Raw genomic sequence first — 14,581 nt, forward strand, 5'->3', positions numbered from 1 at the left:
AAACCAGGGACCTTAGTTCCCTGGTTTGCTCGTGCAATGGTCCAGCAGTTCCTGAACCGTCTGTTTGGCTTGATCGATACAATCGGGCACCCCTACGCCGCCGTAGGATCCCCCTGTCAACCACACGCCGGGAAGATGTTCCTTCATCCGCGCGGTGATCCCCGAAACCCACTGGCGATGGCCCACGAGATACGGAAGGCCGCGGTTCCAGCGGGTCACCCGGTAAAACTCGGGGCGCTCATCGATCTGCATCACTTTCTGCAAATCGCGAATCACGACACGGACGATCTCCTCATCCGAGCGCTCTACGATCTCCTCGGCGCCCGGCTTTCCGACGTAGCAGCGAACCAACGCTTTTCCCGGCGGGGTGGTGTGCGGCCACTTGCGCTGGGTCCAGGTGCAGGCGGTTATCGTGCAGTTTTCCTTGCGCGGCACGACAAAACCAGTCCCTTCCCGGTCCACTCTGACCCCTTCTTCCGGATAGGCGAGCGCTACGGTAGCCATGAGGGTCGGTTTGGCACCCGAGAGCGGCGGGATCTCCACACACTCTTTGACCACGTCCTGGGCCAGATGATGCGGAATCGCCAGGATGACGGCGTCGGTCTTTAGCACTTCTCCGCTGCTCAGCTCCAGCGAGTATCCGCCCTCTTCCCGTTTGCCAAGCCGTTTGACCGACGTTTGCTTGCGCACCGCATCCTCTGGCAGCAGCTCTTCGAGTCGCTCAGCCAGGGATTGCAATCCGCTGGTCAAGGTCATAAACATCCCTTTGGTCCGCTTCGGCTCTGCCTGCGGCTTTTGCTGCTGGCGGGAATTCTTCATCGCCAGAATCAGGCTGCGACTCTGCTTTTCCATTTGCGCGTACTGCGGAAATGTGGACAATAGGCTGAGCTTGTCGATATTGCCGCCGTAGACGCCCGAGATCAGCGGTTCGATGATGTTCTCGATCACTTCGTCGCCAAGGCGACGGCGGAAAAAGTCACCGACGGACTCATCCTCGCCGCTTTGGGCTCCCGGCAATAACAGATCGGCCGCCGCCCGCAGCTTGCCCCAAGGCGAAATAAGCGGTGTGGTCGCAAAGGGCATCAGCTTGGTGGGCACCCCCATCACGGCACCCTCAGGAACGGAATACAGCCGGTCTTTGTGCATGATGTAGGCTTGTCCGGCTTGGTTGTTCACAAGCCGATCTCCCAGTCCGACCTCTCTGATCAGCTCGACGGCACTGGTTTTTCGCTCCAGAAAAGAGTCCGCTCCCAGCTCAATCGTAAAGCCTTCATGTCGCCAGGTCTGCACCTTTCCGCCCACCCGATCGCTAGATTCCAGCAAGGTAAAGCGGAGATTCAGTCCTTTCTCCCTCGACCATTTTTGCAGATAGTAGGCAGCCGTAAGTCCTGTCATACCGCCGCCGACGATCGTCACATGCAGCTGTTTGGCACTCATCCCTAATTCCCCATTTTATGCAGCTTTTTCCCTACGACATCCGCCAGACAGGAGATAAACGCAGGTTTGGCATTGGGCATGGGCGGACGGAAGTAGGCAGCTCCCAGTTCATCCGTTACGGCTTTGCATTCAATGTCATTGTCATACAGCACTTCCAGATGCTCGGCTACAAAGCCGACCGGACAGTAGACAAACGCCTCGTAGCCATGCCGCTGATGCAGTTCTCTGGTTAACTCCTGCACATCCGGACCGAGCCACGGCTCCGGTGTATTTCCCGCGCTTTGCCAACCGATCGCAAATTGGGAGATTCCCGCCGCTTCCGCGATTTTCCGGGCTGTCTCTTCCAGTTGCTGCGGATAGGGATCGCCTGTTTGCAGTATTTTTTCCGGCAGGCTGTGAGCCGAGAAGATGACGACAGCCTTGTCCCGCTGTTTTTCAGTCATTTCATCGAAGACGGCCCGAACCGCATCCCTCCAGTAGGAGATGAAGCCCGGCTCCGCATACCAGCTCTCGACCGCATGAATGACGGGACCGCCGAGCTTCTCCGCATGTGCGATTGCTCTGCCGTTGTACTCCTTGACGCTGTAGCTGGAGTAGTGCGGGGCGAGCACGAGGCTGATCGCCTCCGTGATGCCGTCCCGGTGCATCGCTTCCACCGCATCCTCCACGAACGGAGCAATATGCTTCAAGCCGAGATACCCGATAAATTCCTTGTCGGGGTACCGGCGATTCATTTCCTGTTCGAGCTGGCGCACCTGCTCGTCCGTAATTTCGGCGAAGCGGTTGACGCCCCCGACGGCTTCATAGCGCGCAGTCAGATCATCCAGGAGTTCTTGTGGTGGCTTCCGACCGCGGCGGATATGTGTATAGTAGGGTTCGATTTCTTCCTTGCTGCGCGGCGTTCCGTACGCCATCAAGAGCAAGCCGATCTTTTGCTTGGACATAGTCGCACCTCCGCGTTACGCGTCCCGGCGATAGCTGTGGATGAAGCGGGTCAGCTTTTGCAGGGTTTCTACCTTGGCATCCGGGAACACTCCGTGACCCAGGTTGAAGATAAAACCAGGCTGCTTCGTGCCTTCGTCGAGGATTTCTTTTGCTTTGCTTTCCAGCTTTTCCCACGGAGCCAAAAGCAGAGTGGGGTCCAGATTGCCCTGCAGGGTCTTGGTGATCCCCATCTCGCGTGCGGTCGTAATCGTCGTACGCCAGTCAAGCCCCAGCACATCGACAGGGAGCTTGTTCCACTCATCCAGCAGATGGCCGCAGCCGACGCCGAAATAAATCGTCGGCACGCCTGTCGGTTTTACCTCTTGCAAAATCCGCGTCATCACGGGTGCGATGTAGTTGCGGTAGTCTTCGTCATTCAGCGCCCCTACCCAGGAGTCAAAGATTTGAACAGCTTGCGCGCCGGCCGCGATTTGCGCCTTCAGATAGTTGATCGTCAGCGTGCCCAGCTTTTCCATCAATTTGTCCCAGGCCTGCGGTTGTGTGTACATAAAGGCTTTGGTCTTGTGGTAATGCTTCGATGGCCCGCCCTCAATGATGTAGCTGGCCAGCGTAAACGGAGCGCCGGCAAAGCCGATCAGCGGCACAGAAAGCTGCTGGCGCAGTATTTTAATCGCTTCCATAATGTACGGCACATGAGTATCCGGGTCCAGTTCGCCCAGGCGGTTCACGTCGTCCATCGATTGGACCGGGTTGGCGATCACGGGTCCGATGCCCGATTCGATATTCACATCGACGCCAATCGGCTTCAGCGGGGTCATAATATCAGCAAAGAGAATGGCTGCGTCTACGCCCAGCTGTTCGACAGGCAGACGGGTCACTTCCGCGCATACTTCCGGTATGTAGTTCATCTCAAAAAAGGTGTGTTTGGCTCGGATCGCGCGATACTCCGGTTGGTAGCGGCCAGCCTGTCTCATGTACCAGACAGGGACATGGTCGGTCGTCTCCTGGCGACAAGCCCTCAAAAACGTATCGTTAAACGCTTTTACAGTCATGAATAAACCTCGCTTTACACGATAATATTCCTTATCCTTATGATACCACCCAGCAATCGACAAAAAATGATATGATTGTGTCAAAATCGTTATCGTTTCAGCGAGCCCGCCTCTCGTACCCATTGTTTCCAAAAATTTCACTGCTGAATCCGGATATCTCCCGTGGAGCTGCGCACGGTCAGCTTGGGTCCTTCAGATCCCACCGATCCGATGAGGCGATGCCTTCCTTTCTCGGTGTAATCCAGCCGCGGCCAATCGGCTTCCACATCTCCAACGTCCGAAGCCAGATCCAGTTGAGCGGAGTCAGGCAGCGGCCGGATGGTTACGTGGACATCACCGGTGTCCGTGTGGATATCTGCATCATTCGTAAATGCATTCAGCTGCAATCGTTTCACATCTCCCGTGCTGCTTACAAGCTGCACTTTTGCCGTCACAGCGGGGAGATCCATGTCTCCGGTGTCCGTCTTGACCTCCAGCACATCGCCTTCGAAGCCCTCCAGTTCAACATCTCCCGTGCTCGACTGGAGCCTCGCTTGCTTCGCTTTCAACCGCCCCGCGCGAATATCCCCGGTCCCGCTTCTCGCAACCACTTGTTCATAGACTAGTTCGGGAAGCGTTAGCTGGAGCTCTAGCTTTCCCATTCCAAAATCACTGTTGAATGGCAGCTTAATCCCGACGTAGTTAAGCTGCTGCTCTTTCAGACTTACGTGCAGCGTCCCGTCCGGCGTGACTTCCGTGATAAACTCCTGTTTCCCTTTGCGGCTGCTGCTGACTTCGCCAACCATTTTCGCGCTCGCCTGGGACGTCTTGCTGATGCTGAGGACGACATCAGCCGTATCCGTCTCCAGCTCAATGGCGGTAAACGGCATCGTGATCGCACGCTCCTCGCGAACCTGCTCGAACCGGAATCCCATATCCGGTTGCTGGCTGTATTGCCAGATTAGTCCGATCAGTCCCACCAGAAAAAGAAGGCAGAAAAAACCAAACAGACTGTTCATGATTTTTCTCATGCTACTTCCCCCTAATCATGCGGACGTTAAACTGCAGATAGCGCAAAAACTGACGGTACAACCATCCGCTGAAGCGCGCCATGCCGATGGCGAGCATGCCTCCGAGCCCGCAGGTGGCCATACTGGCGAACAGCAGCATCAGCCGCTCGTGAGACACGCCGGGGATGCCGTACTGCAGCAAAAATCCGAGCGGTGCCAGAAACAGCGAGATCGCGACGACGAACAGCGCGACGAGAACCCCGAGAAGAGCCAGCAGCGGCCCGAGCACAAACGCAAGGTTGAAAAATCCGAGACTGACCGTAGCCACAATCGCCCTCGTCATATTACGCACCGATGCATTGGACTGCGCCTGATGGATGCGGTACCCGGCCAGGATCTCCCGGGCGAGCGCTTTGGGACTGCCGAGGCTGCCTGCGATCTCTTGCTCGCTTTTTCCTCTCTCCAGCCCGATCAGGAAATGCTCGGTATAATCGGCCAAAATATCCAGACGCTCTTTGTCCGGCAGCTCGCGGAGAAGACTGTCGAGTTCATCCATAAACTCCCGTCTCGTCATAGACCAATTCCCTCCTCAATGATTTCATTGACCCCGCGGGCAAAAATTCTCCATTCCAGCACGAGGTCGTTCATATACGTGCGCCCTTTTTCCGTGAGTTGATAGTATTTGCGAGGCGGGCCTTCCGGCGACTCAGCCAAATAAGCGGTAAAAAAGCCTTCCATGGTCAGCCTGCGGAGCAGGGGATAAACGGTTCCTTCCGCGATGTGAAACTTCTCTGAGATGGTAGCCACCAGTTCATAACCATATCTGTCTTTCTGAGCGACGAGCACCAGCACACACAGCTCCAATACGCCCTTCTTGAATTGAACGTTCACTGAGCATCACCTTGTGCGATCTTACCAAAGAGCTATTATACATTGCAAGGTACTTTGTAAAATTTTTGATTGTTTCACCAAAATTGGGGGGGTCACAATGAGGCCGCAAGCAAATAGAAGCCCTTTTCCCTGGGAAGCGGGAAAAGGGCTGTGGTGCGGGTATTCATTATTCAGTTACTTCGACGATGCGTCCTTCCACTTGCGGATTGATGGTTTTCCGTTTGATCAGCTCTTCTTCGACGATGCTGTACAGCGTCAGCCCTGTGTTTAAAGCGGGCTTTTGCAGCGATACATACCCGTCTCCGCCAGAGGCCAGGAAGTCGTTGGTGGCGACTTTGTAGGTCTTGTTCAGGTCGAGAGGCTGGCCGCCCACCTTCACTTCGATGACGCGCTCGCCTGCCGGCTTGTTTGGATTGTAGGTAAAGGACATGCCGCTGATCTGCGCGAAACGGCCTTCGCCTTTCTCTACGCCGCCGACGCCGTTCTCCAGGGCCTGCTTCAACTCTTCTCCTGTCACCTCAACAACCACCAGGGTGTTCGGGAACGGCAGGAGGGTGTAGAGACCTTTCTTCGTAATGTCGCCGGCCGGGAGCTGCGTGCGGATGCCGCCTGCATTGGTCAGGGCTACATCGGCTTCATAGCCTTTGATCGACTTCGTCCGCTCCAGCATGATGTCCGTGATGAGATTGCCGACGTTGGTCTCCTTTTTCCGCACCAGTGATCGGTCTCCATCCAGGGGGACCTCCGACTTGGCGATGACGACGTTCATCACTTCATCGATTTTTTGCGTGATTTCTTGCACCATTTTTTCGACTTCGGGGTCCGCTTGCACGCTCTCGTCATACTCTTTGATACCGCCGCTGAACGCTACCAGTTCTTTGTCCAGATAGTAGAGATCCGCACGGCCGAGCGATTTGCCGTATTCCCAGTCCTGCAGGATGTACGTGCCGTTGACGATCTCCGGCTTATCCAGCTTGGTGTGGGAGTGACCGCCAATAATCAAGTCGATGCCCGGTACGTTTTTCGCAATTTCGCGGTCTACCTCCACCCCGACGTGGGTCAAGGCGATGACGTGGTCCGCTTCCTTTTTCAACTCCGGCACGAGCGCTTTCGCTACTTCCACCGGATTTTTGAAGGTGAGTCCTTTTACGTTATCCGGATGCGTCAAAATTGGCGTGTCTTCTGCCACGATACTGAAGATGGCAAACGTTTTGCCGCCGATCTCCACTTTATAGACGGGCGTCAGCAGTTCTTTGCCGTCTTCCTTGATCACGTTTGCCGACACGATCGGGTGTTTCAGCATGTCGCGCAGCTTCAGAAGCTGCTCGTAGCCAAAATCGAATTCATGGTTGCCGGCCGCCATCATATTGAAGCCCAAGTGGTTGAGAATCGGCACGACCGACTCGCCTTGGAACTGGTTGACATAGACCGTTCCCTGGAACGTGTCGCCGGCGTCAAGGAGCAGGAAGTTTTCGTTTTCTTTGCGCCATTCGTTGACCAGCGTGGCAATTTTGGCATAGCCGAACTCTTTTTGGTTCTTGTCTTCGACGATGTGTCCATGCACATCATTGGCGTGGGCGATCGTCACCTGCGTGGTGGCAGCCTCTCCCAGCGCCTGGAAGAAGTCGCCGCGCGTCACTTGCGCCTTGTTTTCCAGCGTCAGCTCATACCCCAGCTTTTTCGCCACCTCGATCAGCTTCGCGGAAGAGACCGTCTGGGTCGGGTTTTTAAAGTCGTCCTGGGCGATGGCCCCCTGATTTCTCGCCCAAGCCATGTACGGGGCGGACCAGTGAGAGCCCTTGTCTGTAGGAGCTGAAATTTTGCTGCCGTTCAGTTTGGCAAACACGACTACGGCTTCCGCCAATGTCACGTTGCGCTCCAGAGCGAGATCCCCGTTTGCCCCAGGCGTGACGATCGATTTTTTGACCATCCAATCCACGTGTTGAACAGGATGCAAGGGTGCTGCAAAGACGGAGCTCGCCATCAGGGCGGAACAAATTGCCGCAACCAGAGCGGTCAAGGTGATGCGACGCGTTTTTTTCATTTCGCTTTCTCCTCCCATTTATGTAGAAAAATAAAGAAACCTCCCTAATTATAGCAAAAGATTCTATTCTAGCAGTTGTTTTCCTGCTAGATTTTGGAGAGAAACTGCGTAATCGCCTCGGCCATCCGCTCGGAATCCTCCAGCATCCCCATATGTCCGCAGTCGGCGAGCAGCACCTGCTCTACGCGAGGCCCGGCGATGACAAAGGTTTTTCCCGGCTCAATAATTTGGTCTTCCTCCCCGGCGACAAGCAGAATGGGCAAGGCTAGCTCCCGCAGGACGGGCAGACGGTCCGGCCGCTCTCTCATCGCTTCCAGCGTGCGAATCGCCCCGGCAGGCGGCGTCAAGAGTCCGATCTCCCTCACCCGCTCCCACTCTTCCGGCAGACGGTGGGCGCTGTCTGGCGCAAACAATTTGGGCACCAGCGCCTTGATAAACGGTTCCATGCCGTTGCGGCTGATGCTCTCCATTCCTTTGGTCCGGTTCGCCTTTGCCGCCTCGTCATCGGAATACGGGGTGAGTGGATCAGTCCCAGCGCGCTCAGCCTGTGCGGGTACCGTTCCGCGAAGGCCAAGGCGACATAGCCGCCGAGCGAATGGCCCAGCAGGGCGACCTTTTGGATCCCGGCCTCATCCAACAAAAGGAGCAGATCCTCAGCCATTTTCTCCACCGTGTAGGTCTCCTCCGGCACCGAGCTTTTTCCATGCCCGCGCAAATCGGGCGCTAGCACATGGTGAGACTGGGCCAATGGGGGGATTATCCGCTGCCAGTACGCGGAACTGCCGCAAAACCCGTGCACCAGGCAGAGCGCATCCCCACTCCCCGCCTCCTGATAGGCGAGTGTCACGCCATTGGGCAATAAAGCGGTTTTCATCGTCGGTTCTCGATCCATCTTTCACTCTTCCTTTCCATTCTGTGGTGTCCAAACTTTTTTCCGGATGAAGGGATTTGCGGGTGCTGCCGGCATCTCGTTTTTTATTCTTCTCTCTACCGCAAAGGAAGCAGGATGTCGTACGCATTTTCCGGCCTGTCGGCGGCATGGCGGGGCGGGAGATAGCGATCGTCGTAGCGCTCCAGCCTGAAGGCGTGCTCGTCCAGCTCCAGCCCCTCTTGACGCAGCCAGGCAAAGGCATCCCGATACGAGGATTGGACCTGTTCCATCGGTCCCTGGTGCGTAAACTGTGCATACCGCCTGGCGGGGATGGTGAATCCGACCATGCCCACCGGGATGGTGTCTACCTTCTTTACCTCTACGGCCAAATACTCCGTGTAGATGCGATAGGAGCCCACCCTGCTCTCATCGCTTACGCCATAGACCGGTAGAGCACTTTTCAGATGGCCGATCTCTCCTGCTCTCTCCCAGAAAATCTCCCACAGCTTGGGCATCTCTACGCCCAGCGTCTGAAACTCGCCGGAATAACTCATACCCACCAACAGCATTTGCGGCATTTGAACGATGTTCCCACTCATGGCTGGCCTGTCCCTCCTTTTGTTTTTCCCTTTTTTTGTTATCATACTACGCTGTCGATTCGATCTCCTTCTTTCGCTATCAGCGAATAGAAACGCGCCGAAAGGAGAACCACTTACCTATTGAGCGGAAAGTTGGACGGACTCGGGCGAATCCCGCGCTTCTGTCCCGGTTTGGTCCGTTTGTTTTCCCGCAGTCTTAGTCGGTTTTACCCCTTTTTGCCGCGTTTCCCGATTGACCCTTATTCACGCAATCCGGCCCTCCGATATGAGTAAGGAGTACCCGGTGCTCAGGGTTTGGCCCGATGACGACAGGAGGATGACAACATGGCATTTGTATCTCGCACTGCACTCTTTTTTCTCATGCTTCCCGCTGTTCTTTTGTCCGGCTTCTCCACTGCGGAAAAACCGGTGAGAGCGACCTGGCTGTGGCAGACCTACCAGACCGCCTCGCAGCCTAACCAGATTCTCTCCTTCACCGCCAAGCAGGGCGTCAATTTGCTCTACCTCAAAATTGACACCACGCTCAGGCCCGCCTACTATCAATCTTTTGTCAAACAGGCGCGCGAGATGGGCATAGAGGTGCATGCTTTGGGCGGAAAGGCGAGCTGGGGGCTGGAGCGCGGGCGGGAGGAGATCCACTCGCTCATCAGCTGGGTGGTCCGCTACAACCAGAGCGTCGGTGCGGAAGCCGCTATCTCCGGCATTCATCTGGATATCGAGCCGCATACCTTGCCCGAGTGGAAGACCGACCAGGCCAGTGTCATCCGCCAGTGGATGGCCAATGTGGATGCCTACACCAGCTACCTCCAGGCACAGGCTCCCGATCTTCACCTCGGCGCCGATATTCCGTTCTGGCTGGACAAGTATCCGCTGCCGGACCAGCCCTCCATCTCTGTAGCCGAGCGGCTGATCGCAGCGCATGACCACGTCGCCGTCATGGCCTACCGCGATAAGGCAGAAGGCCCCAACAGCATTTCGGCCCTGGTCCCGCAAGAGCTGGAGATCGCTGAACGGCTGGGAAAAAAGATCGTGGTTGCCGTGGAGACCAAAGCGAGCAGCGAAGGTGATTTCGTCACGTTTTACGAAGAAGGCCGGACGAGGATGGAGGACGAGCTGGCCAAGCTGCATCAGCTTCTGGGGGACAGCCCCTCTTTTGCCGGCGTAGCGATTCACTCCTACGAGTACTGGAGCAGTCTGAAAGAGTAGAGGAACGCACCTGAAAAAACTCCGCCAACGATCTGGCGGAGTTTTTCGCTTCGCGCGTGCCCAGCAAGCCGTTAATTGCTAGTTGGTGAAAGTCCAACCGAGGTAAGAGCCAAGTCGCCTCGTAGCTGACAGGCAACTGGTGGAGTGATCCTAAGGTTGAAGCCCTGTGACAAAGTAACCCGAAAGGGTGCAAGCAAATCAGCAGACCGTAACATAAAGTGAATCCTGCCCCTCGTTAAGAAAGACCATTGTAAGATGGACAAGGAGGAGCCGAGCCTGGGGGAAGTGGGCGAAGGCCACGGAAGGTGTGTAGAACTTGGATCGCAGCACTCAAGAACCTCTCGGGGTAAGGGGAACGGTATGCTGAGAAAGTAAGGAACGGAACTGGGGAGACCCTACTTTGCACACTCCGTCGGAGTGTAAAGCGGAAACCTATAACCGTAAGGGAAGTGGTGGACGGCAGAGAGGGAGTCGGAGGGGCTCATAGTACCAGAGAAGTGGAGACAACAAAACTCCATGGAGGAAAGGAGCCCTGCTTTGTTCACGGGTTGAAAGGAGGTAAGAGTGAGTGAATGCAAGTAAACTTGCTAACTACACCGATGCAAAAGCTCGACAACTTTGGACAACCCTATATCTTTGTGCCAAGGAAAATCCAAAACGGCGATTTCATGCTCTGTATGACAAGGTGTATCGTCCTGACATCCTCGCCGAAGCATGGCGCAGAGTGCGTGCCAACAAAGGAAGCGGCGGAGTGGACGGACAGACAATCGAAAGAATTGTACATGAATACGGAGAGAGTAAATTCCTCAATGAAATCTACCTCGACCTAAAGAGAAAACGGTACCATCCGGCACCAGTTCGACGCACGTACATTCCAAAAGCGGATGGGAAGCAAAGACCGCTTGGCATCCCGACGATACGAGATCGAGTTGTCCAAATGGCAACCAAAATGGTCATTGAGCCAATTTTCGAGGCGGACTTTAAAGATTGCTCATATGGATTCCGACCGAAACGAAATGCCCACCAGGCGATTGCACAAATCAGAAAAGCGAGCAAACAGGCATATTGGGTAGTTGATGTAGACATCAAGGGGTACTTTGACAACATCAATCAGGAGAAGCTGATGAAACTGGTTGAGCAAAGGATTTCGGACCGCAGAGTACTAAAACTGATTCGAAAATGGCTGCAAGCAGGTGTCATGGAAGGTGTACAGTTCCATGAAACGGATTGGGGAACTCCGCAAGGAGGAGTAATTTCGCCGCTGCTTGCGAACATTTACCTCAACTACATGGATACAATCTGGGAGAAACAATTTTCTCATCTTGGCAAATTAGTTCGATACGCCGATGATTTCGTGGTCATGTGCAAGACGAAAAAGGATGCCTTGGAAAGCATTCAGGTTATAAAGGCCATTATGAGCAAACTTGACCTGACTCTTAGCAAGGAAAAGTCTCGATTGATCAATATCTGGGACAACACCGCAGGCTTTGACTTCCTCGGTTTTCATCATCGAAAATTTCCCGTTCTCATTAAAGGTGGAAAAAGGATATATGTCATGTCACATATTCCAAGCAAGAAAGCAATGAAAGAAATGAGACGGAAAATTAAGATGTACACCGAACCGCGCAGCAAGTTGTACTGGCCGCTGCATGAGGTGGTACAAGGGCTTAATCGAAAGCTTAAGGGATTCAAGAACTACTATTCAATTTCAACTATAGCAGCAAGATGGTTAAACAGAATTGATTGGTATGTAATAGAAAGGCTGACGCTATTCGTTAACAAGAAAAGGAATGTGCGAAACAAGCATTCCAGGGTCGGGGAGGTAATGAAAGCCACACGGGGATCATTGGTGAAACTTGCCGGAGAGGACTACCGAATGCCAAAGAAAGAAGAGCATCGGAAAGCCGTATGAGGGAAAACCTCACGTACGGTTTGATGAGGGGGAGCTGAAATGAGTAAGGCGACCATATGGTCGCCCAAAAGTTTCAGTTCTCTACTCTACTATGAATTTCTGCCCTCGAGCTGCCCAGCCAGCTGGATAAGCAGCCGCATGCCGTCGCGCAGCTGCTTTTCGTTGATGTAGGAGTAGCTGAGACGCATCCAGGACCTGGATTCTTTCAGCGGATCGCAGATCGCGCCGGGGACAAAGGAGATCGACTGCTCGATGCTCTCGGCGAGGAGAACATCCATCGGCACGGTGTCCGGCAGCTTGACCCAGAGATTAAATCCGCCCTCCGGACTTTTCCATTTCCAGGTGGTGGTCGACATCTCCTCTTCCATGATCGATTTACGCACATTGAGAGCGATGCGCAGCTTTTCCATATGCTGCACCAGACGGTCCGAAGTGAAGTAGTGCAAGAATATTTTCTGGTTCAAGAGCGGACTGCCGTTATCGGCCAGCGATTTGACGGCCAAGAGATGCTTCATCAGGGCAGGCTGCATGCAGACAGCGGCGATCCGGAGGCCGGGCGCGACGTACTTGCTGAAGCTGCGAATATAGGCGGCGTAGCCTTCCGTGCTGTAGCTGTACAGCGGCGCGGGAGGCTGCTGGGCAAAATAGATGTCGTGAAAGGGATCATCCTCAATCAGAAAACAGCGGTAACGCTCGGCTAGCTCGACCAGCTGCTTGCGCTGGATGGCCGGGACGGTGTAGCCCGTCGGATTGTGAAACGTGGGATTGAGGTAAAAAAGCCGCGGCTTGTATCGCTTCATATACGACTCGATCTGCTCCAGGTCATAGCCAAAGGGATGGATCTCGACAGGGAGTAGCTGGGCCCCCTGCTGCCGGAAGATATCAATCGCGGCGCTGTAGGTGGGACGCTCGATGAGCACAGCGTCCATCGGCTGGACCAGCACGCGTGCGATCAGATCAATCGCTTGCTGTGAACCGGTCGTGATCAAGATGCTATCGGCCGGGAGGTGAAGGCGATGATGCCGGGCAAAAAAACCGGCCAGCGCCTCCCGCAGTTCCTCATCGCCTTGGACCGTGGAATAGGTGCCGAGCACTTTCGGGTAGCGGTCAAAAATATCCTTAACATACGCCGAGAAGTAGCGATTCGGCAACAGGTTGGGATCGAGCAGGGCATAGGAGAACTGATAGGCAGCCGGTACGCGGTGAATCTCCGAGAGATGGCTGTTCTGCACATAGGAAGAGACGATCGGGTACTCGAGATCATCAAAGGGCAGCCGGCCGCCCGGATGGACATAGTAGCCGGATTTGTCTTTGACGTACACTTTCTTTTCGTCCTTTAGCCGCTGATAGGCCTTGAATACGGTCAAGCGATGGACATCCAGTTCGGCTGCCAGCGTGCGAACCGAGGGGAGTTTCTGGTGCTCCCGCCACTCTCCCCGCTGAATGCGCGTCCATAGATAGCTGTATACCTGCTCAGACAATGGCTTCGCTGAGGTGCCATGCCCCATCATGCTTTCCATCTTCGCTTCGCCCCCTTAGTCACCATCATACACCAAATCTCCCCAATCTGTTCTGTCTGTCACCATCTGTTCTGCATGCCACTCGGTAAGATGATGCCAAGGAGGCGTTACGCATGGTCATCATCAACTACGCAATCATGTGCCTGGTGTTCGGCACGACATTTCTGGCGATCAAAATCGGGATTGATGCAGGGGCTCCTCCCTTTTTTTCCGCGGGTATCCGCTTTTTCCTGGCGGGGCTCGTCCTCTTCCTGTGGATGGTTTGGAAGAAGCGGGCTTCTTTTTCCCTCTTGCTGCAAAAGGAAATGGCGATCACGGGGCTCTGCCTTACGTTTGGTACATTTTCTACCCTGTACTGGGCTGAGCAGCATGTCACTTCGGGAGCGGCAGCGATTCTATCGGCTACCGGTCCGATGATGATTTTGCTGATCCAGACGGCGGTCCTGCGGGAAAAGATTCACGGCAAAGCGCTGCTCGGGTGCCTGATTGGCTTTGCCGGCGTGATCCTGCTGGTATTCCCCCAAGTCTCCATAACCGTCAGCCTGTTGTGGTTGATGGGCAGCGCGGCCATCTTGCTCGGCGAACTGTTCTACGCTTCCGGCGCCCTGTATTCCAAAAAGGTCATTCGCCGCTTCAGCGATGCATCCCCGATCGCGCTCAATGCAGCGCAGATGATGTACGGCGGAGGAATACTGCTGGTGCTCTCGCTTTTCACGGAGGAGTTCCGTCCGGAGGCGATGCTCACTCCCGCCGCCGCCGGGTCTCTCCTCTATCTGATCGTGATCGGCTCGATGGTGGGTCATACCCTTTTTTACTGGCTGGTCGCCAAGACGAATCCCGTCTTCCCTTCGACCTGGCTCTATCTCTCACCCGTGATTGCCATGGGCCTCGGGAGCTGGCTGTATCAGGAGCACATTTCCTGGGTCATGGCAGCAGGTGCGCTGACGACGATTACCGGTATCGTCATCATCAATCTTGACTCCCTCAGGCAGTTGTTCCCAAGGCAGCGAAAAGCCCCGGAACTGGCAGGATAATGTAGCAAATTTGCCTTGCAATTTTGGCTCTGCGAATCGGCCAAAAGCGTAAAAAAATAACCGTAGGAACGCGATCACGCA

The 14,581-nt window shown here is 54.9% G+C and carries 14 protein-coding genes; 3 read left to right on the forward strand and 11 right to left on the reverse strand.

What is annotated here, in order from left to right:
- Nucleotides 1-12: 12 nt before the first annotated feature.
- The 10 genes from hemY to JD108_RS15600 all read right to left on the reverse strand — a co-directional run bounded on the left by hemY (nt 13) and on the right by JD108_RS15600 (nt 8,828).
- Complete coding sequence (gene hemY / locus JD108_RS15560; RefSeq protein WP_198826936.1) at nt 13-1,437, reverse strand: protoporphyrinogen oxidase; 1,425 nt, start codon at nt 1,435-1,437, stop codon at nt 13-15.
- Nucleotides 1,438-1,439: 2 nt separating this feature from the next.
- Nucleotides 1,440-2,381, reverse strand: coding sequence for a ferrochelatase (gene hemH / locus JD108_RS15565; protein WP_198826937.1), 942 nt, complete (start codon nt 2,379-2,381; stop codon nt 1,440-1,442).
- A gap of 15 nt (nt 2,382-2,396) precedes the next feature.
- Nucleotides 2,397-3,434: a uroporphyrinogen decarboxylase gene (gene hemE / locus JD108_RS15570; RefSeq protein ID WP_198826938.1), complete on the reverse strand. Its 1,038-nt coding sequence runs from the start codon at nt 3,432-3,434 to the stop codon at nt 2,397-2,399.
- A 137-nt stretch (nt 3,435-3,571) separates the two neighbouring features.
- Nucleotides 3,572-4,444 carry a DUF4097 family beta strand repeat-containing protein gene (locus tag JD108_RS15575; protein WP_198826939.1) on the reverse strand — a complete coding sequence of 291 codons (873 nt, stop codon included), beginning with the start codon at nt 4,442-4,444 and terminating at the stop codon, nt 3,572-3,574.
- Nucleotide 4,445: 1 nt separating this feature from the next.
- Nucleotides 4,446-4,997, reverse strand: coding sequence for an HAAS signaling domain-containing protein (locus JD108_RS15580; RefSeq protein ID WP_198826940.1), 552 nt, complete (start codon nt 4,995-4,997; stop codon nt 4,446-4,448).
- Complete coding sequence (locus JD108_RS15585; protein WP_198826941.1) at nt 4,994-5,314, reverse strand: PadR family transcriptional regulator; 321 nt, start codon at nt 5,312-5,314, stop codon at nt 4,994-4,996. The genes JD108_RS15580 and JD108_RS15585 overlap by 4 nt, the downstream gene beginning before the upstream one ends.
- A 166-nt stretch (nt 5,315-5,480) precedes the next feature.
- Nucleotides 5,481-7,358 carry a bifunctional metallophosphatase/5'-nucleotidase gene (locus tag JD108_RS15590; RefSeq protein ID WP_198826942.1) on the reverse strand — a complete coding sequence of 626 codons (1,878 nt, stop codon included), beginning with the start codon at nt 7,356-7,358 and terminating at the stop codon, nt 5,481-5,483.
- Between the two features lie 86 nt (nt 7,359-7,444).
- The gene (locus JD108_RS22390; RefSeq protein WP_228728167.1) at nt 7,445-7,723 is read right to left on the reverse strand and encodes an alpha/beta fold hydrolase; all 279 of its coding nucleotides are present in this window, start codon (nt 7,721-7,723) and stop codon (nt 7,445-7,447) included.
- Nucleotides 7,720-8,250: an alpha/beta fold hydrolase gene (locus JD108_RS22395; protein WP_228728168.1), complete on the reverse strand. Its 531-nt coding sequence runs from the start codon at nt 8,248-8,250 to the stop codon at nt 7,720-7,722. Before JD108_RS22395 ends, JD108_RS22390 begins: the two co-directional genes overlap by 4 nt.
- 95 nt (nt 8,251-8,345) lie before the next feature.
- On the reverse strand, nt 8,346-8,828 hold the full coding sequence (locus JD108_RS15600; protein ID WP_198826943.1) for a GyrI-like domain-containing protein: 483 nt from the start codon (nt 8,826-8,828) through the stop codon (nt 8,346-8,348).
- A gap of 324 nt (nt 8,829-9,152) precedes the next feature.
- Between JD108_RS15600 and JD108_RS15605 the strand changes: the two genes are divergently transcribed.
- Entirely contained in the window at nt 9,153-10,034 is an 882-nt protein-coding gene (locus JD108_RS15605; protein ID WP_198826944.1) for a hypothetical protein, read from the forward strand.
- A 568-nt stretch (nt 10,035-10,602) separates the two neighbouring features.
- Nucleotides 10,603-11,946, forward strand: a complete 1,344-nt coding sequence (gene ltrA / locus JD108_RS15610; protein WP_198826945.1) for a group II intron reverse transcriptase/maturase — start codon at nt 10,603-10,605, stop codon at nt 11,944-11,946.
- Between the two features lie 89 nt (nt 11,947-12,035).
- On the opposite strand, the gene JD108_RS15615 is transcribed toward ltrA, so the two are convergent.
- Nucleotides 12,036-13,466 (reverse strand): aminotransferase-like domain-containing protein, encoded by a 1,431-nt coding sequence (locus JD108_RS15615; RefSeq protein WP_198826946.1) that lies wholly within the window; start codon nt 13,464-13,466, stop codon nt 12,036-12,038.
- Between the two features lie 113 nt (nt 13,467-13,579).
- On the opposite strand from JD108_RS15615, the gene JD108_RS15620 reads away from it, so the two are divergent.
- Nucleotides 13,580-14,500, forward strand: a complete 921-nt coding sequence (locus JD108_RS15620) for a DMT family transporter (RefSeq protein ID WP_198826947.1) — start codon at nt 13,580-13,582, stop codon at nt 14,498-14,500.
- The last annotated feature ends 81 nt before the right edge of the window (nt 14,501-14,581 follow it).

The sequence above is a fragment of the Brevibacillus composti genome, from assembly GCF_016406105.1.
Lineage (GTDB): Bacteria > Bacillota > Bacilli > Brevibacillales > Brevibacillaceae > Brevibacillus > Brevibacillus composti.